At 27.3% G+C, this 26,174-nt stretch carries 29 protein-coding genes, 1 tRNA gene and 1 pseudogene; 11 read left to right on the forward strand and 20 right to left on the reverse strand.

What is annotated here, in order from left to right; genetic code table 11:
• Nucleotides 1-25 precede the first annotated feature (25 nt).
• Entirely contained in the window at nt 26-1,231 is a 1,206-nt protein-coding gene (locus R3342_RS05490; RefSeq protein ID WP_318938756.1) for an ammonium transporter, read from the forward strand.
• Nucleotides 1,232-1,299: 68 nt separating this feature from the next.
• On the opposite strand, the gene R3342_RS05495 is transcribed toward R3342_RS05490, so the two are convergent.
• On the reverse strand, nt 1,300-1,917 hold the full coding sequence (locus R3342_RS05495; protein WP_318938758.1) for a DUF1684 domain-containing protein: 618 nt from the start codon (nt 1,915-1,917) through the stop codon (nt 1,300-1,302).
• Between the two features lie 145 nt (nt 1,918-2,062).
• Here R3342_RS05495 and R3342_RS05500 point away from each other — a divergent pair, with 145 nt between their 5' ends.
• A complete protein-coding gene (locus R3342_RS05500; protein WP_318938760.1) occupies nt 2,063-3,283 on the forward strand; it encodes an MFS transporter in 1,221 nt (406 codons plus the stop codon).
• Here the strand turns inward: R3342_RS05500 and R3342_RS05505 are convergent.
• From R3342_RS05505 to R3342_RS05530, 6 genes are all read right to left on the reverse strand, one after another.
• Nucleotides 3,276-3,851, reverse strand: coding sequence for a peroxiredoxin (locus R3342_RS05505; RefSeq protein ID WP_318938761.1), 576 nt, complete (start codon nt 3,849-3,851; stop codon nt 3,276-3,278). The two genes, R3342_RS05500 and R3342_RS05505, sit on opposite strands and share 8 nt — an antisense overlap.
• Before the next feature lie 36 nt (nt 3,852-3,887).
• A complete protein-coding gene (gene scpA / locus R3342_RS05510) occupies nt 3,888-5,948 on the reverse strand; it encodes a methylmalonyl-CoA mutase (RefSeq protein ID WP_318938762.1) in 2,061 nt (686 codons plus the stop codon).
• Entirely contained in the window at nt 5,938-7,293 is a 1,356-nt protein-coding gene (locus R3342_RS05515) for a methylmalonyl-CoA mutase subunit beta (RefSeq protein ID WP_318938763.1), read from the reverse strand. Before R3342_RS05515 ends, scpA begins: the two co-directional genes overlap by 11 nt.
• A 2-nt stretch (nt 7,294-7,295) precedes the next feature.
• On the reverse strand, nt 7,296-7,616 hold the full coding sequence (locus tag R3342_RS05520) for an FtsB family cell division protein (RefSeq protein ID WP_318938764.1): 321 nt from the start codon (nt 7,614-7,616) through the stop codon (nt 7,296-7,298).
• A 3-nt stretch (nt 7,617-7,619) separates the two neighbouring features.
• Complete coding sequence (gene udk / locus R3342_RS05525) at nt 7,620-8,225, reverse strand: uridine kinase (RefSeq protein WP_318938765.1); 606 nt, start codon at nt 8,223-8,225, stop codon at nt 7,620-7,622.
• A gap of 233 nt (nt 8,226-8,458) precedes the next feature.
• A tRNA-Thr gene (locus R3342_RS05530) sits at nt 8,459-8,532 on the reverse strand.
• Between the two features lie 218 nt (nt 8,533-8,750).
• Here R3342_RS05530 and R3342_RS05535 point away from each other — a divergent pair.
• From R3342_RS05535 to R3342_RS05550, 4 genes and pseudogenes are all read left to right on the forward strand, one after another.
• Nucleotides 8,751-9,359, forward strand: coding sequence for a WG repeat-containing protein (locus R3342_RS05535; RefSeq protein ID WP_318938768.1), 609 nt, complete (start codon nt 8,751-8,753; stop codon nt 9,357-9,359).
• A gap of 17 nt (nt 9,360-9,376) precedes the next feature.
• Entirely contained in the window at nt 9,377-9,823 is a 447-nt protein-coding gene (locus R3342_RS05540) for a DUF2267 domain-containing protein (RefSeq protein WP_318938770.1), read from the forward strand.
• 11 nt (nt 9,824-9,834) lie between these two features.
• The gene (locus R3342_RS05545) at nt 9,835-10,485 is read left to right on the forward strand and encodes a dienelactone hydrolase family protein (RefSeq protein WP_318938772.1); all 651 of its coding nucleotides are present in this window, start codon (nt 9,835-9,837) and stop codon (nt 10,483-10,485) included.
• Between the two features lie 11 nt (nt 10,486-10,496).
• A pseudogene (locus tag R3342_RS05550) lies at nt 10,497-11,150 on the forward strand (phosphoribosyltransferase).
• Here R3342_RS05550 and R3342_RS05555 read toward each other — a convergent pair.
• The 4 genes from R3342_RS05555 to R3342_RS05570 form a co-directional block, all read right to left on the reverse strand.
• Nucleotides 11,128-11,538: a hypothetical protein gene (locus R3342_RS05555; RefSeq protein ID WP_318938774.1), complete on the reverse strand. Its 411-nt coding sequence runs from the start codon at nt 11,536-11,538 to the stop codon at nt 11,128-11,130. The pseudogene R3342_RS05550 and the gene R3342_RS05555 overlap by 23 nt on opposite strands.
• A gap of 549 nt (nt 11,539-12,087) precedes the next feature.
• Nucleotides 12,088-12,927, reverse strand: a complete 840-nt coding sequence (locus tag R3342_RS05560) for a universal stress protein (protein WP_318938775.1) — start codon at nt 12,925-12,927, stop codon at nt 12,088-12,090.
• 94 nt (nt 12,928-13,021) lie between these two features.
• Complete coding sequence (locus tag R3342_RS05565; RefSeq protein ID WP_318938777.1) at nt 13,022-14,077, reverse strand: response regulator; 1,056 nt, start codon at nt 14,075-14,077, stop codon at nt 13,022-13,024.
• A complete protein-coding gene (locus R3342_RS05570) occupies nt 14,074-15,321 on the reverse strand; it encodes a PAS domain-containing sensor histidine kinase (RefSeq protein ID WP_318938779.1) in 1,248 nt (415 codons plus the stop codon). Before R3342_RS05570 ends, R3342_RS05565 begins: the two co-directional genes overlap by 4 nt.
• 222 nt (nt 15,322-15,543) lie before the next feature.
• Between R3342_RS05570 and R3342_RS05575 the strand changes: the two genes are divergently transcribed.
• Both R3342_RS05575 and R3342_RS05580 read left to right on the forward strand, forming a co-directional pair.
• The gene (locus R3342_RS05575) at nt 15,544-16,128 is read left to right on the forward strand and encodes a CDP-alcohol phosphatidyltransferase family protein (RefSeq protein ID WP_318938780.1); all 585 of its coding nucleotides are present in this window, start codon (nt 15,544-15,546) and stop codon (nt 16,126-16,128) included.
• A 16-nt stretch (nt 16,129-16,144) separates the two neighbouring features.
• The gene (locus R3342_RS05580) at nt 16,145-17,362 is read left to right on the forward strand and encodes a metallophosphoesterase (RefSeq protein WP_318938782.1); all 1,218 of its coding nucleotides are present in this window, start codon (nt 16,145-16,147) and stop codon (nt 17,360-17,362) included.
• A 5-nt stretch (nt 17,363-17,367) separates the two neighbouring features.
• Here R3342_RS05580 and R3342_RS05585 read toward each other — a convergent pair whose 3' ends face one another.
• The 6 genes from R3342_RS05585 to R3342_RS05610 form a co-directional block, all read right to left on the reverse strand.
• Nucleotides 17,368-17,754: a hypothetical protein gene (locus R3342_RS05585; protein WP_318938784.1), complete on the reverse strand. Its 387-nt coding sequence runs from the start codon at nt 17,752-17,754 to the stop codon at nt 17,368-17,370.
• Between the two features lie 83 nt (nt 17,755-17,837).
• Nucleotides 17,838-18,818: an MlaD family protein gene (locus R3342_RS05590; protein ID WP_318938786.1), complete on the reverse strand. Its 981-nt coding sequence runs from the start codon at nt 18,816-18,818 to the stop codon at nt 17,838-17,840.
• A gap of 9 nt (nt 18,819-18,827) precedes the next feature.
• Nucleotides 18,828-19,574, reverse strand: coding sequence for an ABC transporter ATP-binding protein (locus R3342_RS05595; RefSeq protein ID WP_318938787.1), 747 nt, complete (start codon nt 19,572-19,574; stop codon nt 18,828-18,830).
• A gap of 8 nt (nt 19,575-19,582) precedes the next feature.
• Nucleotides 19,583-20,359 carry an ABC transporter permease gene (locus R3342_RS05600; protein WP_318938789.1) on the reverse strand — a complete coding sequence of 259 codons (777 nt, stop codon included), beginning with the start codon at nt 20,357-20,359 and terminating at the stop codon, nt 19,583-19,585.
• A 171-nt stretch (nt 20,360-20,530) separates the two neighbouring features.
• Nucleotides 20,531-21,295 carry an exodeoxyribonuclease III gene (locus tag R3342_RS05605; RefSeq protein ID WP_318938791.1) on the reverse strand — a complete coding sequence of 255 codons (765 nt, stop codon included), beginning with the start codon at nt 21,293-21,295 and terminating at the stop codon, nt 20,531-20,533.
• Nucleotides 21,296-21,343: 48 nt separating this feature from the next.
• Entirely contained in the window at nt 21,344-21,856 is a 513-nt protein-coding gene (locus R3342_RS05610; RefSeq protein ID WP_318938792.1) for a BON domain-containing protein, read from the reverse strand.
• A 225-nt stretch (nt 21,857-22,081) separates the two neighbouring features.
• On the opposite strand from R3342_RS05610, the gene R3342_RS05615 reads away from it, so the two are divergent.
• On the forward strand, nt 22,082-22,801 hold the full coding sequence (locus R3342_RS05615) for a TIGR00730 family Rossman fold protein (RefSeq protein ID WP_318938794.1): 720 nt from the start codon (nt 22,082-22,084) through the stop codon (nt 22,799-22,801).
• Nucleotides 22,802-22,876: 75 nt separating this feature from the next.
• Here the strand turns inward: R3342_RS05615 and R3342_RS05620 are convergent, their stop codons facing one another.
• A complete protein-coding gene (locus R3342_RS05620) occupies nt 22,877-23,389 on the reverse strand; it encodes a nicotinate-nucleotide adenylyltransferase (RefSeq protein ID WP_318938796.1) in 513 nt (170 codons plus the stop codon).
• 215 nt (nt 23,390-23,604) lie between these two features.
• The gene (locus R3342_RS05625) at nt 23,605-23,808 is read right to left on the reverse strand and encodes a dodecin family protein (RefSeq protein ID WP_318938798.1); all 204 of its coding nucleotides are present in this window, start codon (nt 23,806-23,808) and stop codon (nt 23,605-23,607) included.
• A gap of 257 nt (nt 23,809-24,065) precedes the next feature.
• On the opposite strand from R3342_RS05625, the gene R3342_RS05630 reads away from it, so the two are divergent.
• Nucleotides 24,066-24,698, forward strand: a complete 633-nt coding sequence (locus R3342_RS05630; RefSeq protein WP_318938799.1) for a hypothetical protein — start codon at nt 24,066-24,068, stop codon at nt 24,696-24,698.
• Here R3342_RS05630 and R3342_RS05635 read toward each other — a convergent pair.
• Nucleotides 24,695-25,537, reverse strand: a complete 843-nt coding sequence (locus R3342_RS05635; protein WP_318938800.1) for a universal stress protein — start codon at nt 25,535-25,537, stop codon at nt 24,695-24,697. The two genes, R3342_RS05630 and R3342_RS05635, sit on opposite strands and share 4 nt — an antisense overlap.
• 248 nt (nt 25,538-25,785) lie before the next feature.
• Between R3342_RS05635 and R3342_RS05640 the strand changes: the two genes are divergently transcribed.
• On the forward strand, nt 25,786-26,172 hold the full coding sequence (locus tag R3342_RS05640; RefSeq protein ID WP_318938802.1) for a hypothetical protein: 387 nt from the start codon (nt 25,786-25,788) through the stop codon (nt 26,170-26,172).
• The last annotated feature ends 2 nt before the right edge of the window (nt 26,173-26,174 follow it).

A 26,174-nucleotide genomic window follows, 5' to 3' on the forward strand; every position in this document is an offset into this window, starting at 1 on the left:
CTAACTAATTAAAAAAATATATATAATGGATACAAATGCAGTATTGAACTTAATGTGGGTTGTAATTTCAGGGATTTTAGTGTTTTTTATGCAAGCTGGTTTTACACTTGTTGAAACGGGTTTTACTAGGTCAAAAAATGCAGGTAATATAATTATGAAAAATATAATGGACTTCTGTATAGGAAGTTTGTCTTTTTGGGCTTTAGGTTATGCACTTATGTATGGTGATGCCGTAGGTACATTTGGAGCATTAATAGGTAAACCTTCCTTATTTTTTAATAACCCTAAGGAAATGCATAGTTTATTTTTTCAAACTGTTTTTGCGGCTACATCAGCAACAATTGTATCAGGTGCAATTGCTGAAAGAACTAAGTTTTCAACCTATTTAATATTCTCGCTTTTAATGACCCTTATTATTTATCCAATATCAGGACATTGGGTATGGCAAAGTGGAGGATGGCTTTCTAAACTTGGATTTATTGATTTTGCAGGTTCTACAGTAGTACATTCTGTAGGAGGATGGGCATCTTTGGTAGCGGCAGTTATGGTTGGACCAAGAATTGGAAAATATGTAAATGGAAAGTCAAATGCTATTCCAGGGCATAATTTATTAATTGGAAGTTTAGGGATATTTATACTCTGGTTAGGTTGGTTTGGATTTAATGCAGGTTCTAAATTGGCAATTTCTGGTGACAATGCAAATGCTGTTGCAAATATAATTGTAACAACTAATTTAGCCGCCGCCGCCGCCGCTATAACTTCTATGTTTGTCACTTGGTATTCTTATGGAAAACCAGATATTTCAATGACATTGAATGGCGCTTTAGCAGGTTTGGTAGCAATTACAGCAGGTTGTGCTGCTGTTAGTCCAGTGGGAGCTGTAATTATAGGTTTTATATCAGGTGTTGTTGTGGTCTTTTCAATTGATTTTATAGATAAAAAATTAAAAATTGATGATCCTGTCGGAGCAATTTCGGTACATGGAGTTAATGGCGCTTTAGGAACTTTATTGGTTGGAGTATTTGCTAAGGATGGAGGCTTACTTTACGGGGGTGGATTTCATCTATTAGGTGTTCAAGCAATTGGAATTTTTACCATAGCAATTTGGGCAATGCTAGCTTCTTTTATTGTTTTATCTATTTTGAAGAAAGCTATGGGTTTAAGAGTTTCGAGAATAGAAGAAGAAGATGGTTTAGATAAACACGAACATGATATGAGTGTTTATAATTGATATTAAGTATTAGGTTAGTTAATTATTTTAAGTTTGGCCTATTCAGGAAAATTTCTGGGTAGGCTTTTTTAATTTTCTTTTTTGTAAGCTTTAACTCCTGCAAGTATTTCAACTTCTAAAGTGTTTTCTTTAGGCGGAATTGGGCAAGAAAACCTATGGCTATAAGCACAATATGGGTTATATGCTTTATTAAAATCTATTGTAATGGTTTTTGCATTTTTTGGAGGTAATTTTAAATCAATAAATCTACCACCACCATAAGTTGTTTTTCCATTAGATAAATCATTGAAAGGTAAAAATAGATAGTCATCATATTCAGGATTATTCATTAATTCTTGACTTCTGTACAGGTTTAATTTAAACTGTTTGCCATCTAATTGAAAAGAGGCAATAGCAAATTTTTTATATAACTGAATTTCTGTTGAGGTAGTTTGCATTTCCATTACAGGAGCATTTGGAGTATATTGTAAGGTTGCAATTACCTTGTATTTTTTATCTATCGGAAAGAAACTTAGCGACTTAAAATTTTGTAAATCTTCTTTAGTTAATGGAGATGTTTTTGGATTGCTATATTCAACATTTAATTTATATTGAAATTGTTTAACTTCATCAGAATAACTTAGTGCTTTTTTATGGCAGCCAACTATTACTAAAAATAAACAAGATAACAGTATTATTCTTTTCATGGATTTAAATTTCATCAAAAATAAGAATAAGCATTTTATATTTAAATTTAAATTGGAGAAATAGTAAAATAAAATTTTATTTGGCTATAAAATAAATTGATAAAAAACTATAAAATTTAGTTAAGTATTATTGTAGTTTAGCAAAATGATAAAAAAGACTGCCAAATCATATCAAAATTCATTTAAAGGACTTTCAAAAGAAGTTTGGTGGCTTGCATTAATTACCTTTATTAATCGTGCAGGAACTATGGTTTTGCCTTTTTTATCGTTGTACTTAACAGAGGATTTAAAATTTTCATTAGCACAAGTTGGAACTATTATGGCATTCTTTGGTGTAGGCTCATTATTAGGATCATGGCTTGGAGGAAGACTTACTGATAAAATAGGATTTTATCCTGTTATGTTTTGGAGTTTACTAATTACAGGGTTTTTATTTATTGGTTTGCAGTATGTTACTACTTTTTATGGTTTTGCTTTTGCTATGTTTTTTACTATGGTTATTGCAGATACATTTAGACCTGCAATGTTTGTGTCATTAAAAACCTATAGTAAACCAGAAAATCAAACCAGATCGTTAACATTAATACGGTTAGCAATTAATTTAGGTTTTTCATTTGGACCTTTTTTAGGAGGTATAATAATTGCGACTCTTTATTATCCAGGACTTTTTTGGATAGATGGTATTACTTGTATTGCCGCTATTATGTTAATGAGAATTGTGCTTAAAGAGAAAAAACCAGTATTAAGTAAAAATAATAATTTAGATAAAGAATTATCAATTTCTGTTTTTAAAGATAAATCGTACTTAATTTTTTTAGTAGTAGTTTTTTTAATGGGATTTATGTTTTTACAATTGTTTACTACAATGCCATTATATTATAAAGTAGATCATGGTTTAAGTGAAGTTGAAATAGGTTTATTAATGTCGGTAAATGGATTATTAATTTTTATTTTAGAAATGCCATTAATACATAGTATTGAGAAATCAACTTTGAATAAATTAAAAGTAATTACTTGGAGTTTGGTATTGTTTGTATTATGTTTTTACGTTTTAAATGTATCTAATTGGGTTGGTATTTTAATTGTAAGTATGGTGTTAATAACTTTTGGTGAGATGTTAGCATTTCCGTTTACAAATAATTTTGCTATGAATAGAGCTCCATCAGGTAAAGAAGGTAAATATTTAGCAATGTACACTATGGCATTTTCAATGGCTCATATTTTTAGTGCAAAAACAGGCATGGAAATTATTGAGCGATTTAGTTTTGAAACCAATTGGTACTTTATGGGAAGTTTAGGAATTGTAGCTGTTCTACTAATGCTTTGGTTACAAAAAACCTTACAAAATGAACCAAAAACTAATTAATTTTACTAATTTTTGAAATAATATTTATAATGTTTTTACTATCTTCAGCTGCATTTACTTTAGAATTTTTATAAACTATTTTTCTGTTTTTATCCAAAACAAATGTCCAACGAGATGCAGTAACACCTCTTGTTAATAAAAAATTATTGCCATTAAACTCTTTATTAATTGAACCGCCACTAGATGTTGGAACTCCAAATTTATTTGCAATTTTTCCTTTGGTATCAGAAAGTAACGTAAAATTTAAATGATATGATTCTTTAAAATGTTTTAAATTTTTAACCTCATCACCACTAACTCCAATTACCGTAACACCCATTTTTTCTAATTTAGTTTTATCATCTCTATAAGCGCAAGCTTCTTTTGTACAACCACTAGTCATTGCAGCAGGATAAAAATATACTACTAAAAAAGGGGAGTTAACTTCAGAAGACTTCCAAAGTTTTCCTGTTTCATTTAAAGCGGAAAAATCACCAATTTTATCACCTTTAGTAGGTTTGGTAGTATTTTGAGCAAAACTGTTATAGTTAAATGCTATTAAAAATAGACATAAATAAAAATATTTCATTTTTTTAGTTTAAGTAGTTAATGGTAAAAATAGAATTTAACTATTAAAGTTATCTAGTAAAATTGTTAAAATTTCTAAAGCAGCTTTAGAAATTTTAGTACCTGGACCATAAACACCAGCTACTCCTGCATCAAACAAAAAAGCATAATCTTGTGCAGGTATTACACCTCCAGCAATTACCATAATATCTTCTCTACCATATTTTTTTAACTCTGAAACAACCTGTGGAACTAGAGTTTTGTGACCTGCAGCTAAAGAGGATATGCCTAGTATATGCACGTCATTTTCTACAGCCTGTTTTACGGCTTCTTTTGGTGTTTGAAACAATGGTCCTATATCTACATCAAAACCTAAATCAGCATAACCGGTTGCAATTACTTTTGCACCTCTATCATGCCCATCTTGGCCTAATTTAGCTATCATTATTCTTGGTCTTCTTCCTTCTAATTCTGCAAATTTATCTGCTAAATTTTTAGCTTTTTCAAAATCTTTATCGTCTTTAATTTCTTTACTGTACACGCCGGTAATGGATTTTATAGTTGCTTTATATCTTCCGAATACTTTTTCAAGAGCACTAGATATTTCTCCTAAAGTAGCTCTTTTTTCAGCTGCTATTACAGCCAAATTTAATAAATTTCCTTCACCTGATTTAGCGCAATTAGTTAAATTCTCCAAAGCAATAGTAACTTCTTTTGAATCTCTATTGGCCTTTAAAGTGTTTAAACGTGCAACCTGAGATTTTCTCACCGCATCATTGTCTACTTCTAGAATCTGTAAATCATCTTCTTTTTCTAAAGTGTATTTGTTAATACCTACAATTATGTCTTGATTACTGTCAATTTTAGCTTGTTTTTTAGCTGCAGCTTCTTCAATTCGCATTTTTGGAATTCCTTTTTCAATTGCTTTGGTCATTCCTCCTAATTCTTCAACTTCTTGCATTAATTCCCATGCTGCATTTGCAATTTCTTCAGTTCTTTTTTCAATAAAAGTTGAACCAGCCCAAGGATCTACAGTTTTAGTAATTTTAGTTTCTTGTTGTATATATATTTGAGTGTTTCTAGCAATTCGTGCTGAAAAATCGGTTGGTAAAGCAATAGCTTCATCTAAAGCATTGGTATGTAAACTTTGTGTTCCTCCAAATGCAGCAGCCATAGCTTCAATAGTTGTTCGGGCAACATTATTAAAAGGATCTTGTTCGGTTAAACTCCATCCGCTTGTTTGACAATGTGTACGTAATGCTAACGATTTTGAATTTTTAGGATTAAATTGTTTTACCAGTTTTGCCCATAACATACGTGCGGCTCTTAATTTTGCAATTTCACTAAAATGATCCATTCCTATTGCCCAGAAAAAAGAAAGTCTAGGCGCAAAGGAATCAATATCCATTCCACTTGCCATACCTGTTTTTAAATATTCTAATCCGTCAGCAAGTGTGTAAGCTAATTCAATTTCAGGAGTTGCTCCAGCTTCTTGCATATGGTAGCCAGAGATTGAAATTGAATTAAATTTTGGCATATTTTTGCTGGTATATTTAAAAATATCTGCAATAATTTTCATGGAAGGTGTTGGTGGATAAATGTAGGTGTTACGCACCATAAATTCTTTTAAAATATCATTTTGAATAGTACCTGAAAGTTGATTTTCTAAGACGCCTTGTTCTTTTGCAGCTACAATATAAAAAGCTAAAATTGGCAAAACAGCACCATTCATAGTCATTGAAACCGACATTTGATCAAGTGGAATTTCATTGAAAAGTATTTTCATGTCTTCTACTGAATCTATTGCAACACCGGCTTTTCCTACATCACCTTGAACACGTTCATGATCAGAATCGTAACCTCTGTGGGTTGCTAAATCAAAAGCAACGGATAATCCTTTTTGCCCAGCAGCTAAATTTCTACGATAAAAGGCATTGCTTTCTTCAGCGGTTGAAAATCCAGCATATTGACGAATAGTCCAAGGTCGGCGAACATACATTGTAGAATATGGACCTCTTAAATTAGGAGCAATTCCAGCAATAAAATTTTCATGACTAAAAATTTCTTCTTTTGAGTTTTGATATTCAACCTTAAGTTTTGAAAAATCGTTACGCTTCATTTTTAAGTCTTTTTTGTTCTATTATTTCAGCTAATCGCTTTGGAATAATTGGAATAATACTGGTTTTTTTATAGTTTTTCTTATTGAAAATAGGTTTTTCTAATTCGTTTTTTAATTTTTCATCTTCTTGTATAAAAGAATTTGTTCCAACTAAAATAAGCTTATTTTCTTCAAAAAGTTGTTGTTCCTTTTGGGTATTTTCACTAATTTTTCGTTGAATGGTTCCTTCTTTTAATTGTTTTAAAAAGCCTCCACTTTTTTCAATATCTTTAAAAATAGAAAGCGATTTTTCTACTAATTGATTAGTAATTTCTTCAATATAATAAGAATTAGTAGCTGCTTCTTTGGCGTTTTTAAAATAACTTTCTTCTTTTAAAATTAATAACTGATTTCTAGAAATTCTGTCTCCAAAATCATTTTCGTTATGAAAAACTGCATCATATGAAATATTTGAAATAGTATTAGCGCCACCTAAAATACTACTCATACACTCCGTTGTTGTTCTTAACATATTTACGTTATAATCATAAATAGTTTTGTTTCTTAAACTTGGTTGCGCAAAAATTTGTGGATTTGTATTTTGGTTATAAGTTTCGGTTATTAATTTGTATAAATAACGGATAGCTCTAATTTTTGAAATTTCAAAAAAGTAATTACTTCCTATTGCAATATTAAATTGAATTTGATTAGCAATTTCTCCTCCAAATTGCGTTAAATATTCGTTTGCGTGAGCTAAACTATAGGCAATTTGTTGCACCATGTTTGCACCAGAATTTTGGTACAAATCTGCATTAACACTAAATAAATAATGTTTTTTAATTTTAGAAGATAATGTGGTTAAAATTTCAAAATCTTGTTTAAAATTATGAAACCAATTGCCGGTTTTGGCTAATTTACCAATAGGATCAATATTGAAATAAAAGGTTTCATTTTTTAGGAATTCGGATAAATTCAATAAAAAATCTTGGTCTAAAAAATTGAATTGAAATTGAAATTCACAATTTTTTTGGAGTAAGTTGTTAAAAAGCTCTTCAAAATTAAAAGGTTTATCTGCCTCAAATTTTAAAGAGTTAGCACCTTTTAATATTGCATCTGTTGATTTATTATTTGCATCTATTTCAGAGTCAATTTTAATGTTTTGGCAAATTTTAAAATCGGTTGTTACCGCTGGTATATTTAATTTTTTAAAAGTATCTAAATGATAGAATGGTTTTATGGTAATTCCTTCTAAAGTAGATGTTAAAAGGGTTTCATTATAGTCTGCTCCTTTTAAATCTACTTGTATTTTTTGTTTCCATTCGGCAGAGGTAACTGGTTTAAAATCGTTAAGTAAAGAAAGAGCCATGTTTATTTGTTTTTTATGGTATCGTATTTAATAATGTAAATATCCTCGTTTTCTTTTTTCATGTGATATTTTTCACGAGCAAATTTTTCTAGTTGTTTAGGGTTTTTTAAACTATCAATTATGCTTTTATCTTTAGCAATTTCAGTTTTATAATAGTTTTTTTCATTTTTTAGTTTATTGATTTCTTTGTTAAATTCATAATGAATAAGTATGGAGTTTTCATCGAAAAAAAACATCCAAATCATAAAAATAACTAAAATAATTACATATATATTAGTGATAAATTTTATTAGAGGTTTGTTTTTTAGTTGTTTAAAAGTCATATATTATAATTTGTGACTAATAACCGTTCTAACTATATCTACAGCTACCGTATTGTATCTATCATTTGGGATAATAATATCGGCATAATTTTTTGTTGGCTCAATAAATTGTTGGTGCATTGGTTTTAAAGTGGTTTGATATCTATTTAATACTTCAGAAATATCTCTTCCTCTTTCCTCAATATCCCTTCTAATTCTTCTAGTTAATCGTTCATCAGCATCTGCATGAACAAATATTTTAATATCAAATAAATCAAGAAGTTCTCGGTTGTTGAATATTAGAATTCCTTCCACAATTACTACTTTTCTAGGATGCGTAATTAAGGTGTCTTTAGTTCTATTATGTGTAATAAAGGAATAAACAGGTTGTTCAATAACTTCGCCAGATTTTAATCTAGTTAAATGATCAACAAGTAATTCAAAATCAATGGCTTTTGGATGATCGAAATTTATTTTAGTTCGTTCTTCATAGGAAAGGTTGTCATTTTGTTTGTAGTAAGAATCTTGAGAAATAACACAAACCTCACCGGCAGGTAATTCGTGTAAAATTTGATTAACAACTGTAGTTTTACCACTACCTGTACCACCAGCAATACCTAATATTAACATATATTTTCAAAATTAAATTTATACAAATTTAGGGAATAATTTTTTGATTAAAATGGTAGATTTATTTTTTTATGAATTTAAAATGGAAAGATATAATTTTAAATTTTAAGTCTAAAATCTATAGCCTATAATCGATTAAATTTAACTTTTATTATTGAAGCAAAGAAAAAATACGGAATGAATTTTATAATATGTATACAAAAAAACCTCTTTAAAAAAAGAGGTTTTTTTTGAGCCGATAGAGGGACTCGAACCCACGACCTGCTGATTACAAATCAGCTGCTCTAGCCAGCTGAGCTACATCGGCGTTAATAAGGCTGCAAATTAAATTACTTTTAAATTAATACACAAGTTTTTTATTGAAAAAAACTAAAAGAATTTCAAAATATATACTAATTAAGTACAAGAGGTGAAATTGATATATATCAAATTAGTTGAGTAATTAATAATTTGAATTGAGGAATATCATTTTGAAAAAAATTAACAAACTATAACTTTAGAAAAGTAATTAAAATTAGAAAGATTATGAGAAAATTTATAACTTTTATTATTTGTTTAAATGTTAGTTTTATCTCGTTTGCTCAAATATTTAACAATATAGATGAAATTTATCCTTTTTATGGAGATTTTGCAGCAATAAAAAAAGGAAATCAATGGGCTTTCATAAATAAAAATGGAGAAAAAGTAATTAATTTTAGAAATGATTTGGTTTTAAGTAATGTCACAACTGAAACTACACAACCAAAACCTTCTTCTTTTCCAATATTTAAAGATGGCAGATGTTTAATAAAAAGAGAGATTGATGGGAAATATTACTATGGATACATAGATAAAAAAGGCAATGAAGTAATAACTCCACAATATTTAAATGCTTCAAACTTTTTATACGGTTATGCAATTATTGTTAAACATTTAAAAGATACTATTGGGTATAATGAAGTGTTAAAAAAGAATGTAGTTTCTTATAAGTTAGAAGAGTACATTATTGATACAAAAGGAGAAATAGTAAAATATTTACTTACTAGAAATTATATAAAATCTAAAAATACTCTTAAAATTCAATCAAAATTTATAGCCCCACATTTAATTGCTGTTAAAAATGAAGACAATAAATGGGATATTTATAATTTTTAACTTAAACATAAAATATTATGGCACTAAATTTTAATCAGTTTGCAAGTGAGGCAAATGTATTTTTAAATGAATATGCAAAAAAATTGAATTTAAATGAGGATACAGACAAAGCTGGAAGAATTTTGAGTTCTATTTTGCATGGTCTTAGAGAAGTAATTTCTATAGAAGAATCTATTCAACTTATAGCACAATTTCCGATGTTTTTAAAAGCAGTTTATGTTAATGGATGGTCATTACATAAAAAAAATAAAGTTAAAAATTCGGAAGAATTTATCGATTTAATTAGAGAGTTTGATGGTAAAACGTCTTTATATGACTTTGCTAATGATGATATGGCTGAAAATTATATTGTTATTACATTTATTATGCTACGAAAATATATTTCTTTAGGAGAATTAGAAGATATAAGATCTGGACTACCTAAAGATATAAAATCGTTAATATATGATAATATTATGTTCTAAATCTTTTTAAAATGACAGCGTCAGATATATATGATGAACTGTATATTAAATTAGATACGGTTAGTTTAAAAGGAAATTTAAGACTTGTTGATAATAGCAAAGGAATTATAATTTTTTCACATGGAAGCGGAAGCAGTAGGTTGAGTGTTAGAAATAATTACGTTGCAAATTTGCTTAAGGAACAAGGTTTTTCAAGTTTACTTTTTGATTTGTTAACAGTTCAAGAAGATAAAATATATGAGAATAGATTTGATATTGAGTTGCTTACAAATAGATTAGTTAAAGTAGCTAAATGGGTTCTTAAACGTAAGGATTTAAAACAATTACCAATTGGTTTTTTTGGGGCAAGTACAGGCGCTGCTTCTGCTTTAAAAGCTGCGGTAAAATTAGGCGATACAGTAAAAGCAGTTGTATCAAGAGGAGGTAGGCCAGACCTAGCCATGTTAAGTTTGAAATACTTAAATACACCAACACTTTTAATAGTTGGAGGCAATGATGACATCGTAATTGATTTAAATAAAAAAGCAAAAGAAGCTATTTTTGGAATTTGTGAATTAGAAATAATTGAGGGAGCAACACATTTGTTTTCTGAGCCAGGAAAACTAGAAGAGGTTGCAAAATTAACAAGCAATTGGTTTAATAGATATCTAACTACTAAATAAAAGGGTTTGTAATGTATATTAACAGAGAAGAAGCAGGAAATTTATTAGCTGAAAAATTAATAAATTATAAAAACAGTAAAAATACAATTATTGTTGCTATTCCTAGGGGAGGAGTTCCTATAGGCTATGAAATTGCAGAAAAATTAAATTTACCTTTAGAAGTAGCACTTTCTAAAAAAATTGGACATCCGTTTAACAAAGAATTTGCTATTGGAGCAGTTACATTAGAAAGTAGAATTTTAAGTGATGAAGCAGATACAGTTTCAAAAGAATACATTGAAGAAGAAACGGAACGAATTAGAAATTTATTAAAGAAACGAGTTGAACTATATTATGGAAGTAAAAAATAGTTAAATTTCAACAATAAAATTATTATAGTTGTTGATGATGGTATTGCAACTGGTAATACATTATTATCATGTATAGAACTTATTTCACAACAAAAACCTTCTAAAATTATTGTAGCCTTACCTGTGGCACCTCTTTCCGCGCTAGAGAAAATAGACAAATTATCTGTAGTTAACGATACTATTTGTTTACTTGTTCCAAGAAATTTTCAGGCAGTAGGTCAGTTTTACGAAGAATTTTATCAGGTTGATGATAATAAAGTAATAACATTATTGAAAAAAGCCAACAATAAATTTATAAGCCAATTTTTAAAGTAATTGTGGGGTGTGCTTTGGTTAAAATCATATTATTTTGTGGTAAATATATCTTTTGAATTTGTACACTTATAGTTGCTGCTTTTCGGGCATTACTGCTTGAACTTATAAAAAAAGGAATACTAACTAAATCAGTAATTAAACCTCCTACAAGTAAAAAAGCTCCTGTTTCAAAATCTGAGTTATTATTATCAAACAAACTTGAATTATTTCCTACAATTACACCAACAACCGCCATAGTTGTTCCACCAGCTAACAACACCCAGCCAACTGTTTTTTGATTTTTACTTTTTTGTAAATAATCAGCTTTTGATAATTTAAAATCTTGTGTTTGACTAAAAGAATTTACAGTTAAAATAGATAGAACAATTAGGAAAATTAATCTTTTCATATCGGTAGTTTTATGCCTACTTTAAATTTTCGGCGTTTTAAATTCAGTTCCTTTTAAATAGAAATAGGGAACTTTAAAGTTCCCTATTTCCTTAAGAGTTTAATTTTACAATTGTATATAATTGTATTTTAATATTCATTTTATTTCTAAAGTGAAATAAAACCTTAATTAATAAAACTGTATTTTTAAACTCTACATTTAATTCAAATTATTTTGCAATAAGAAGAACTTATTTTTACTTTAGATAAAACAGGAGGCCGAAACCTCCTGTTTCCACATTGAAGTGATTAGGGCTAATTTTGAATAACCATAAAACTTAATAGTTTCAATTTCTACAAATTAAATCAAACCTTTATAGTACTCAACTTTACCTTCTCGCTTCAATTGTATTAATTTCAATTATTTATTTGAATGAACTTTATTTTATGCGATAAAAATAGTTATGAAATTTTTGCTGTGAAATGATTGAAATCAATGTTGTGTATGATTGTTATCAGTTTAATAATCAAATTGTAACAAACTTGAATATATATTTATAAAATGTAATTATTATTCATGTAACACAAAAAAAGGAATATCGGTATGATAACTTATTTCTGTAACTGTTGGTTTAAATAGAATTCGTTGGAAAATATTTAAGTTTTTCGCAATCATAACAATCATATCAATATCTCTTGATTCTACAAAGCATTGTACACCTTCTTCTATTTTAGAATTAGTAATTTTATGAAAACTATGTTTTTCAAAAGCAAAAAAATCTTCTAAAAGTTCTTTATTTTCAATTTGAAAAGAAGTTAATTCCTCACTTTTCTTAGCAACATGCAAAATTCTTAAAGAAGACTTAAACATTTTTACCAAATTAGCAATGCTATCTAAAATGCTTGAATGGTAATAAAGATTATAATCTGTTGGAAAAGCAATTTCTTTTATTGGTTTAAATTGTGCATTCTCTGGAATTATTAAGGTTGGACATTTAATTCGAGTAATTAAGTCCGCAGCATTACTTCCAATAATTACTTCTTGTAACCCTGAAGCACCTTTAGTTCCCATAATTATAAGGTCTATTCCCTTTTCTTCAATTTGTTCTTTTATAGCTTCAATAAAAAAGTTATAGGTTGATACTGTAAAAAAATGATGCTTAGGATTTTGAAATGTATCTTTAATTTTTTCTAATTGTGCTTTTAATGATTTTTTTGCCTGACTTAATACGGTTTTTTCAAGTATATCTGTTGAAGGTATTATAGGTATTTCTGCCCCAGTGGTGTAGGAAATCATAGAAACATGTAATAAATAAAAATTACATCGTTTTTTTTTCAGATAGTTGATGCCGTATTTTATTGCATTCCAAGAGTTTTCTGAAAAATCTGTAGGGATTAATATATTTTTCATTGGTTATAAATTATATTATTATCCATTAAATTTAAATCGTATTAATTTTTTTTAAAATGATATATATCAAAGTGATAAATATTTTTTAATAGGCTTACATTACTTTTCTTAATTTATCAATATTCAATATTTTAATATTATTTCCATCAATATCAATAAGTCCATCTTTTTTAAAGTCGGATAATGTTCTAATAAAAGTTTCGGTTGCAATACCTGCAATACTTGCAAGGTCACTTCTTAAAATTTTTAAATTTTCTTGAGGAATCTTTTTTATTTTTTCTGAAAATTGAATAATTGTTCTAGCTGTTTTTTTTCTTACAGAACTATAAGCCATTTGTAGTAATTGATCTTTAATTTCCGAAACATTATCGGTTAAATAATCTATAATTTCTAATGTAGCTTCATGATTTTTTTGCAAAATATTTTTTAGTTCTCTTTTCAAAAGTCGCAATACTAGCGTTTCTTCAATTGCAGTTGCATATTCTTGGTAAGGAACATTTTTACAAAAAGAGGTAAAACCAAAAAAATCATTTTCTTTGTGAAGGCCTGTTATTAATTCTTTCCCTTGTTCATCAATTTTGTAAGTTTTAATAATTCCTTTGTAAATGAGGTAAATATAATTGGAATTATCACCTTTTCTGTAAATAATTTCCCCTGGTTTAAATAAAAATTCTTCAAAATTACTAGCAAAATAATTTTTAAGTTGGTTTAAAGTTTTAAACTCTGTTTCAGAAATTAATGGAGAAAGTTCTGTTTTCTTTTCGTAGTTTTCTTTAATAATAGCCACTTTAGCTAATCTACTTTCAATAGCACTTAACAATTCTGATTCATCAAAGGGTTTTGTTATGTAATCATCGGCACCTAAATTCATCCCTTTTCTAATATCGTTACGTTCCACTTTAGCGGAAAGAAAAATAAAAGGAATTTGTTTGGTTGTTTTTTCTTTAGAAAGTATTTGAAGTACTCCATAACCGCTTAATTCAGGCATCATTATATCGCATATAATAATATCTGGTAAGTGTTTTTTTGCTTGTGCTACACCACTTTTACCATTTTCAGAGGTAATAACTGTGTAATCCGCTAATTCTAAAAGTTCAGCAGTATTTTCTCTAACAACACTATCGTCTTCTATTAATAAAACTTTTGTCATTTTTTAATAGTTGATATTGGTAGTTTAAAAGTAAAAGTAGAGCCTCTATTTTCTTTACTAGTAAAGTTAATTGTGCCGCCCAAATTTTCTATATGGCTTTTTACAATATTTAAGCCAATGCCGGTTCCTTGTATATTTAGAACATTATTTGCTCTAAAATATCTATTAAATATAAATTTTTGATCATTTTCAGGGATTCCAATGCCATTATCAATAATTTTAAATTGTACGAAATTAGAATTTTGTTCAAATTCAATTTTTATAATTGAATTTTCAGGGGAATATTTTATTGCATTATGGATTAAATTTAATAAGATTATTTCTAAAACATTTTCATCTTGATACAGCATATAATCATCAGCATCAAGTGGAATAATAATTTTTTGACCACTTTTTAGAAGCATATTAGCATTATAAACAACTTCATTAATTACTTTAATTAAATTAAAATAGGAGTGTTTATAATTAATATTGCTTGAATCAATACGTTCTATAGATAAAAAATCATTTAAAATATTGTCTAAGTACTTTACTTTGCTAGTAATTTTTTTTAGATGTTTTTTTCGTTTTTCATACTGAGAGGTTAGCTTATATTTATCTAATAAAATAGTTGAGGTTAAAATACCGCTTAAAGGTGTTTTAAATTCGTGAGATACCATAGATAAAAATTTTGTTTTAAGCTCATTTAATTCTTTTTCTTTTTCTAAAGCAATTTTCATTTTATTCTCTATTTCAATTCGTTTGGCTATTTCCTTTTTATAGTTATAATTAATTTCTTTTAGTTGTAAAATTGTATTACTTAAATCAGCCGTTTTTTGTTTGACTTTATTTTCAAGTTCTAAATTTAATTTATCAATTTTTCCCTCAATCTCTTTACGCTGTGTAATGTCAATTATCAATGCTAACAAAAAAGTTTCATCGTAATATTTAAAAGAATTTATACTAAATTCAACTGGAAATTCTTCGCCATTTTTTTTAAGACCATATAAGTAAATTCCTCTTCTTTGGTAATTTAAATTACCTTTTTTTAAAAAGTATTCTAAGCGTTTTTTGTGAGTTGTTAAGTACCTATTAGGAATTATAATTTTTGAATGTTGATTGTTTAACTCTCCATTTTCATAGCCAAACATTTTTTCGACAGAATTGTTAGCCGCAATTATACGTTGTTCATTATCAACTATAATTACACCTTCTGGTATAGCCTTAAAAAGAACATCAAACATATTTTGTTTTTCAACAAGCATATAAACTCATTTTAATACTGTTAAAAATTCTAATTTCTTAAATAAGGGGGTATAATTAATTTTAATTATGTTGGTGGCAACTAAAATTATTATTAAAATAATTGATATTATATTAATATATTCTAGTAAATTTAATCAAATAAATACAGATATTAAATTTATTCATCTATTTTTTTAGTAAAAACAGAAAAAAATAAGGTGGCAATTTTTAAAGTTTGAACTATGTTCACATTCAAAAATTTCAATATAGCAGATTGGTTTTCCTTCTACAGAATAGCTGCTGTACCAATTTTAATATTGGTTTTATGGTTTGATAATAAATCTCTTTTTACTTGGCTTTTATTGGTAAGCTATTGTACTGATATGATTGATGGATTTTTAGCAAGAAGGTTAAAAATAACTAGCGCTAGAGGGTCTCAATTAGATTCTTTTGGAGATCAACTAACGTTTTTAATTGCTCTTGTTGGGTTGTTTACTTTTGAGTATAATTTTATAAGGGAAAATTATGTGTTAATTTTAATTTCCTTTTTTCCATATATAATTCAAATGTTTATTGCATTTTGGAAATATGGTAAAGCAACTGCTTTCCACACGTATTTAGCCAAATTATCTGCAATAATACAAGGTATATTTATACTTTGGTTATTATTTTTTGGGCCTATTTATTGGTTGTTTTATACTATGATTGTTATAGGATTATTAGAAACCATTGAAGAGATTACGCTTATTTTTATATATGATAACTGGGTAGCTGGAGTTAAAGGAATTTATTGGGCATTAAAAGATAAGAGAAGAAATTTAAATTAATTAGAGCATATTTATTATGCGGAGATATTCATTTTTTATAATTATTCTATTATGTATAGCAATTTTAATTGTTGATATTATATCCTTTTATTGGTTACAATCCATAACAAAATTTATTAATACTCCTTATTTAGAACGTATAATTAATACAGCTTTTTGGATTTTTACTATTGGGTTAATTACAGCAATTATTTGGTTAAAAAGTAGATTAGATAAAATGAATCTTTACCGAAAACAATTGTTAATTACATCTCTTTACGGACTCACTGTTTCGTCATTTATTCCAAAATTAATTTTTAGTATAGCAATTTCTATACTCTATTTTACAAATAGTGTATTTTCGGAAGAAGAGTCATTAATTGTGGTTCCAGTTATAGGTTTATTTTCAGGATTTTTTCCGTTTTTTGTAATTCTTTACGGTATTTTTAGAACACTTTACCGTTTTAAAGTGGAACGGATTAAAATTTATTTTAAGAATCTTCCAGAAAATTTTGAAGCACTTCGTATTATCCATATCTCCGATCTTCACTTAGGAAGTTTTAATTTCCGTTACCATATTTTAGAAAGAGTTGTTAAAATAATTAATCATCTAGAACCCGATTTTATTTTTTTTACTGGCGATTTGGTTAATAATCGTTCATGGGAATTAAGAGGTTGGCAAACTGTTTTAGAGAAATTGTCAGCTAAAATTGGGAAATATGCGATTTTAGGAAATCATGATTATGGAGATTACAGTGATTGGAAATCTGCCGAACGAAAACAAGCTAATTTTGAATCCATAAAATATTTTTATAAAAAAATAAATTTTAAGTTGTTGTTAAATGAATCTGAAATAATTGAGAATAAAGACGAAAAAATAGCTGTTGTTGGTGTTGAAAATTGGGGGAATCCACCTTTTAAAAAATATGGTAATTTGAAGAAATCATTAGCAAATGTAGTAGATATCCCATTTAAAATATTGCTTTCACATGATCCTTCGCATTGGGATAAAGAAGTATTAAAAGAGTCTGATATTTCATTAACACTCTCTGGGCATACGCATGGAATGCAGGCGGGAATTATTTTTAAAAATAGGCAATGGAGTCCAATTCAATATAAGTATAAACATTGGGGAGGATTGTACAAGTATTACAACCAGTATTTATATGTAAATAGAGGATTAGGCTGGCTCGGATTTCCTGGGAGATTAGGGATTCGCCCTGAAATCACCTTAATTGAACTTCATAAAAAATAGGTTTATCAATTTCTTCTTCTAACGGAGTTTGAATTCCTTTTATTAGTTTGGTTTCTATTATCGTAATGATATTTTCTAATATTGTCTCCAAAATAATTTTTAATTCTAATTTGCGAAGTTCGTCTTAAATTTATATGATTAAATTTTGAAGGTAAAACATTAACAGTTAGCCATGTGCCGTTATCAAAATAAATATAATTTCTTAGAGATAAGTCATAATAAATTAAATAATCAGGGAAATAAATATAACGTACAGTTTCGGCTCTGTGTGGATAAAACCATGGAGGAGGTGGAGTTCCTATTCTTGAAGTAACAACTACTGGTCCACAACTTTCTAAGCTAAAAAAAGCAATGCCAATAAGTAACAATTTAAAAAAACTAACTTTTTTCATAATTATAGTATTTAGTAAAAATTAAATTTAAATAGAATACGAATTTTTGAAAATGATAATAATCAATTTGGTTGCTTAATTCTTTATTTTTTTTCTTCTCTACGTTTTTGTCGTTCTAATTTTTTAAAATAGCTTCTTAAAAGAAAATTATGTTTTAAAGCCTCTAAGTTTTCATTTAAACGAACGCTACCTTCTTTAATATTTTTAATTGTTTCATCAATATTTTTAACTAAGGCGGTGTCGTTCATAATATAATTATAAGTTCCTTCACTGTTTTTAACATTTAAAACAACATCATTTAAATTTGAAAGAATAGAGTCTATTCCGCTACTTGAATTATCTAAGTTTGTAATAATTGATTTCATTTTAATTGCTGAAATAGAGTCGCTTAATAAAACGGAAGCAAAGCTTTCATCATAATTAATGGAATTAACAATTTTTTTTAATTCACTTATAGTTTTTGATGCATTAGTACTTGCAGTTTTAAAATTCACAACGGTTTGCTTTAAATTTGAAGCCATATCGGAATCTTTAATTAGCATTCCAAGTGTTCCTTTTCCTTGGTTTATTGCAGTTGTAATTTTTAATAAATCAGAAGTTAGTAATGCTGCATTTTCATTGGTTGTATTTAAAGTTTCAAGCATATCATTTGTTGAAATTTTACTATAGGACAAAATAGTATCTCCAGAAATCAGCGGCAAGGATTTAGTTTTTCCAGGAGAAATATTTATAACCATGCTTCCTACCAAACCATCAGAGCCAATTGCGGCTACAGCGTTTTTTTTAAAATGCTTTAAAATTTTAGATTCAATAATCATGTCTACACAAATTGTGCTATCATTTATCATTGTAATATTTTTTACTGTACCAACATTAATCCCCGAATAGCGAACGTTATTTCCTAATTGTAATCCATTTACATTATTAAATATTGCACTTATTCTAAAAGTTTTACCAAACAAGTTTTGTCTATTTCCTACAAAGTAAAAAGCTGTAATTAGTAGGAGAGTAGTTATAATAATAAACAAACCAAGATTTAATTTTTGTGTATTTGACTTTTCCATAATAGTTATTTATTTAAAAAATGCTTGAATCTTTTTATCTTTTGATAAAGATAAATTTTCGAAAGTATCTTCTGCATAATTAATGCCATCAATTAATAAAATCATTCTATTTGAAATTACCCTAGCACAATCAACATCATGAGTAATTATAAGAGCTGAAGTACCATATTTTTTTTGAATAACTTTCATTAATACAATAATTTCTTTAGCTGTAATGGGATCAAGACCTGTTGTTGGTTCATCATAAATAATAATTTTTGGTCTAAGAATTAAAGCTCTTGCAAGTGCAACTCTTCTTTTCATTCCTCCAGAAAGTTCATCTGGCATTAAATCTATTGCATTTGCCAAACCAACACTTTCTAAGGTTTCTAATACTAATTTATCTTTATCTTCTTTGCTGTATTTTTTCTTGCGTTTGCGAAGAGGAAATTCTAAATTTTCACGAACAGTCATAGAATCATATAAGGCACTTCCTTGAAACAAAAAACCAATTTCAATACGTAAATCGTCAAGTTCATATTGATTTAGATTGGTTATGTTTTTACCCATAATTTCAATAATCCCTTCATCAGGTTGAATTAAGCCTACTAAGCATTTTATCATTACAGATTTACCCGATCCCGATTTACCCATAATAACTAAATTTTCACCTTCAAACAACATCATATTAAACCCGTTGAGCACATGGTTATTTCCAAAACTTTTTTTTAAATTTTCTATTTTTAATATGGGCGCTATGTTGTTACTGTATTTCATATTTAAGTTTAATAAAATATATCAGTTACAAAAACTGCTATAAAATCAATTACAAATAATAATAAAGAAGTATATACTACAGCAGTATTTGAGGCTTCACCAACTCCTACAGTTCCATTTTTACAATTATAGCCTTTATAGGTGCCTACTATACCAATTGCAAAACCAAAAAAGAACGATTTTATAGTTGCTGGAATAATATCAGAAAATTTTAAGGCTCCAAAAACTTTGTTGAAATAGAGTACAAAAGAAACATCTCCTTTTAAATTTTCAACTATTGCAGAACCGTACATTGCAACTGCATCGCCAAAAATTATAAGTAATGGTATCATTAACGTTGTTGCTACAACTCGTGTTACTACTAGGTATTTAAATGGATTTGTACCAGAAACTTCCATAGCATCAATTTGCTCTGTTACACGCATTGAACCTAATTCTGCACCAATCCCTGAGCTTATTTTTCCGGCACAAATAAGCGCAATTATTACAGGCCCAATTTCACGAACAATAGAAATACTTACCATCGAAGGCATCCAAGACTCAGCACCAAATTCCATTAAAGTAGGTCTTGATTGAAGTGTAAAAACTAAACCTAAAATAAACCCAGTAATACCTACTAAAAACAAAGTTCGATTTCCAACATTGTAGCATTGACGTATTAGTTCTTTAAATTCAAAAGGCTTTGTAAATACTTCTTTAAAAAATCGTACTGCAAAATAAGATATATCGCCTATTTCTATTAAAAAAACTTTAATAGCATTAAATATTTGAACTGATGTTGTCATCAATTTTATAGATAGTTAGACTAAAACTAAATATAGAGGATATTTTTTTTAATACATATGATTTATATCATTTAAAAAATTTAAAAATATTTTTCCGAGTTATAGGATGCAATAAATATAATTTATAAATTTTTTTGTGATAATTTTCAATAACCTTTTTAAAAGAATTGTTTATAAATCAATTTCAAGTTGTATTGGACAATGGTCGGAACCATAATAATCTGATAATATTTCAACTTTTTTTATTTTATTTGTTAGCGATTTGCTAATCAAAAAATAATCAATGCGCCAACCAATATTTTTAGCTCTAGCATTAAATCGATAACTCCAGAAAGTATATGCAATTTCGTTTGGATTTTGATGTCTAAATACGTCTACAAACCCAGTATTAATTAAATTATTCATTCCATCTATTTCAATTTGGGTATATCCTGCTGTTTTGTTGTAATTAGATTTGTCATTTTTTAAATCGATAGAACGATGAGCTACGTTAAAATCTCCACATACAATTACTGGTTTTATTTTTTCTAAATTTTTTAAATAGTTAAGAAATTCAACATCCCATTTATTTCTGTATTTAAGTCTTTTAAGTTGTTGTCCAGAATTAGGTACATACACATTTATCAAATAAAAGTTATTATATTCTGCAAAAATTAATCTTCCTTCATTTTCATTTTCAATAATATTAATATTAGTAGTTACTTTAATAGGTTTTTTTTTGCATAGTAAAGCCGTTCCTGAATATCCTTTTTTTTCGGCGGAACTACAATACAAAAAATAATTAGTTAAAGGAGATAAAGTTGTTTTTACATATTTGTCTTGGGCTTTTGTTTCCTGTAAGCAAAGTATATCAGGATTTAATTTAGCGATAGATTCCAAAAAGTCTTTTTTTATAATTGCTTTAATACTATTTACATTCCATGATATTAGTTTCATTTCTAAATTTTATTATGTAAAATATTGACCTTTACTTTTGTTTTTTTGTTAGGCATATTCAGGGTAATATTGCACTTTAAGTTCATTTCTTACGTCATAAACTCCAGGAGTTTGGTATGTGGCTTTTTGAGCATCTTCTTTTTCGGCAATTGAATGTACAGTTCCTTTTAAAGTAACTGTATGGCCATCAACTAAAATAATAATATTTTTTGCTTTAATATTGGCAGAATGTACAAATGCCTTAGTAATTCTTTTTTTTACTTGTGCAGGTTCTATATCTTGTTTTGTTTTAATGTTCTTAACAACAGCTCTTGTAATTTCTTCATCTGTTTTTTTACAATCGAGGCCATGTATAACTTTAATATTCATTGTAACAACTTTTACTCCTTTTACACTTTTTATAGCTTTTTCTACTTCTATTTTTTTTGTATAACTATCTACTATACCGTTTAAAGTTACAATACCATTTTCAACATTAACTTCAATTTTTGTTTCATCAATGTTAGGTTTCCATGTCAATTCATTTAATACATTGTCTTTAATTTCCGCATCAGTTTTCATAATATAAGTTTTGATTAAACATTAATATTTAGTTTAAAAATAGTTTGTGAAAGGTTTAATTAAAATGATGAAGATCAATGAGGTGTATTTTGTGAATAATTTAATTACAGTATAACTTTAAATTAAGCTTTTAATAAATTTATATTTTATAAATTTATTCATTTACTATTTTTTTGAAGTAGGAGAGTTAATAAATAACATTTTAGGTAATATAAATTTATTAAGATGAATAAAGAATTTTTATCAGATGAACATTCCTTTCTTCAAGGACCAAGAGACCGTTTAAAAGAATTTTTCTTCACAATTAAAGTTCAATATCATTTTATAAAGGCTTTTAGAAAACTTCATTTTATAGGTCCATGTGTAACCGTTTTTGGATCTGCAAGATTTGAAGAGAATAATTTTTTTTACAAAAAAGCGGAAGAAGTTGGGAAAGCTTTGAGTAAATTAGGGTTTACGGTGTTAACAGGTGGTGGACCAGGAATTATGGAAGCGGCGAATAAAGGGGCTTACCAAGCAGGAGGTTATTCTGTTGGTTGTAATATTGTGCTACCAAAAGAACAGAAACCTAATCCATATTTACATAAATGGATTGATATTCCTTACTTTTTTGTGCGTAAATTTTTGCTTATGAAGTATTCTTTCGCATTTATTGTAATGCCAGGTGGTATTGGTACTTTAGATGAATTGTTTGAGGCATTAACTTTGATTCAAACAAAAATGATTAAAGATTTTCCAGTTGTAATTTTTGGAAAGGAATACCACAAAGAATTATGTCACCATATTCAATTAATGGAAAGAAATGAAAGTATTGATGAAGAAGATAGAAAGTTACTTTTTATTACAGATTCTGTTGATGAGATGGTTGAACACTTAAAAACTCATGCTGTTAAAAAGTTTGGCTTAGTTAAAAAGCCTCGTAAAAATAAATGGTGGTTAGAGTAGTAAACCATTAAATAAATTACATAAAAAAGAAATTGCTTTAAAACAATTTCTTTTTTTGATTTGTTTAGTTAAAGATTAAAGGAAATTTCCAATTTCATCTGTTTTTACTCTTATAGTATTACCATTTTTTTCCAATTTAAACTTATAAATCATTTTACTGCCATTATCTGTATGATAAGTAACTTTGTAAATGTTTTTTGAAATAGTCCATCCAGGGTAAGTAGCAGCTATAGATTTCATTACATTTGGTATCGTTTTAATATTTTTATACCTTTCAGCTGTACGAATAATTTTGCCGTCTTTATCATAGGCAGCTAAAATGTGACCTTCAGGAATATAAAATGATACAATGTATTCATCATAATCATCATCGTAAAAATCTGAATTTTTAAGATCGAATGAGGCTAGTTTGTGTTGAAGCATTCTTACGTTTATAGCGGATTCTGTGTTGTCTACTTCATTTAAGTACTTGTAATTAGTAGCAACTATTACTACTTCAGATAATTTTTCAACTGGTGTTTCTTGTGCAAATGCTTCAAATGCAATACCAAACACAAACAAACAACATATTAATTTTATTGTTTTCATATTATAATAAATTTTAATTAATAATTAAGTAAATCAAAAGTTGATATTACTATACGGGTATTAAAATTATTTTGCATTTTATATAATTACAATGAGTGTTATCAATTATAGTTAATTTAATTTCAAATAATATTTAAAATTATTCTTTAACTATTATGATTGTAATCAATGTAAAATGAATTGTTTAAAAAATAAGATCTTATTTTTTAATGTGCTTAATCTAAAATACCAAAACAAACTTTTGTTGTTACACGGTATTCTACAACTTTGTTATTGTCGACGGTTACCTGCATATCTTTAATATACACAGATTTAATGTTTTTGACCGTTTTAGATGCTTCTGTAATTACATTTTGTACGGCATCCTCAAAACTATCTTTTGAGTTGCCTAATACTTCGATAACTTTTAATACTGACATAATACTTTTTTTTAATAGTTTTTTATAATTTAAACCAAATTACCAACACATTAAAAGATGTGAAATGATATAAATCAAGAGCGCTGAAAGTAAATTTTTGAAATGTAGTTGTAAGTTACATGTATTATAAAATTTTATAAGATAAGTGTTAAGGTATTATCTTTTGAATTTGATATATATCATTACACTTAACTGATATATATCAGTAAGAATTTCTACGATTAATATTAATTTTAAAAAGGACAAAATTTAATATTATGAAAAAAATAAGCTTAATATTAGGGATATTATTAACAGTTTCTTGTTCTTCAACAAAATTTGTTGATAGCTGGAGAAATCAAAAGATAAAAACTTTTACACCCAAAAAACTTTTGGTAATAGGGATGACAGATAATCTTACTGCTCAAAATATTTTTGAAGAAGATTTAAAAAAAGCTTTTGTTCTTCGAAATATTAATGCGGTTGAAAGCACTACCGTTTTAGATGAAAATTTCACGAAAACAGAAAAAAGCGAAGAAGAAATTAATCAAATGATTAAAGAAATATCAGCTGAAGGTTTTGATGCAGTTATTATTACAGCGGTTAAAGGTGTTAAAAAACTTAATTATCCACCAAGGTATTATACAATAGGATACCGTTGGACTCGTTTTGGTCATTATTATTTAAACTTTCAAGATGTTTATTATACCCCACAATATTATGAGTCTTACAAAGTTTATAATATAGAAACTTCTATTTATTACATTAATAAAGAGGATGATAAATCACTTGTTTGGGTAGGTTCATTAGAATTGGTAGATCCTAAAACAATTAAATCAACGGTTAAAAAATATGTGGATAAAATTATCAAACAGTTAGAACGTGAAAGTTTGATAAAAACTATAAATTAATAATTAGCTTCATTAAAACTTATTAATGGAACTTTTCCATAAATTTCCATTTTTTTTACTAAATCTTCTCGAAATATTTTTCTGATAAACCCTGTTTTTTTTCGTTCCATCATTGCAATTAAGTCAGTATTAGTATTTTTTATATAAGTTTTAAGAGAATTAAATATATTTTCTGAGTAAACAACCTCAAACTCTATTTTTTCGTAATTTACTTTTTGTTTAAGTAATTCTTTAAACCATTCCATTGTTAATGTTGCTTCATCTTCATCTTTAATAGAAATATGTATTACTTTAATGTTGGAATTGAAAGGTTTAATAATCTCAGTTAATTTGTGTATTGCTGCAATATCCTCTTCTTCAAAATCAGAGGCGTATACAATAGTTTTAATGTTTTTGAGTATAAAACCATTTGGAATTGCAAATATAGGACAAGGAGCTTTATCAATAAGCTGCAACGTTGTGCTACCCATAATAAAACCTTTTAATATGTTTTCACCTTTCATACCAGCAACTATAATATATGAATTCAATTCTTCAGATTTTGTAAGGATTTCATTCGTAACAGAATTATTTTCAACAACATCAATTGTTATATTCTCTTTTTTTAAATCAATTTTTAAATTGCTTTCGCAAAATTCCTTAAGCTTTATTTTACAGCTTTCAAATAATTCTTTTCCAAAAAGTAAATAAGGCTCATTAAGATTTGAGCCTAATGAGGGATAATTATATACATGAAATACAAATAAATTTGCCTTTATTTTTTTACTTAGAGCATAAGCAAATTTTAAAGCAGTAATCGAATTTTCTGAATAATCTACTGCGCATAAAATTGTTTTCATTTTTCATTCTTTGTAATTACACTTTTAAAGTTATTAATATATAGTTGCAAATTTTATGATATGCCTCATATAATAGTGCTATTTATTATTGATATTAATCATTTCATTTTTTAGTATACCTATATAAATTTAAAGGAATATTTAATAAGGCATTAGTAAGAGTGATTTTAAAAATAGGTCAAATATAACATTGGAAATAAGAATTTATACCAATAATAAATAGTCTATTAAATTAAAACAAACACATTATGGAAAAAGAAGTTATTTATAATTCAGATTTGTATTTTGAGCATAAACAATGGCGACGTGAACTTTTCTTTTGGGAAGATGAGTTAAAATCTTTTAAAAACAGATTAAATGAAATTGCAAATAGATGGACAGATAAAAATGTGTTGGCCGAGTTAGAGCATTTTCAAAATCAGTTTATTAATCAAGCGGAAGTTATTGATAAAATGCAACATGATATTAATGTTCATGAAAATAAGATTGTTGAAAACACAAAAGAAGGGGAAGATATACTTGATCTTAATCTTAGTAGAAAGCATATTGAATTTAGAAATAGTATGGAAACACAAAGGCATATTTATGGGGATTTAAAAAAAGAATTTTTCCGCTTTCTATCAAAATACTTATAATT

This window comes from Lutibacter sp. (assembly GCF_033723435.1).
GTDB lineage: Bacteria > Bacteroidota > Bacteroidia > Flavobacteriales > Flavobacteriaceae > Lutibacter.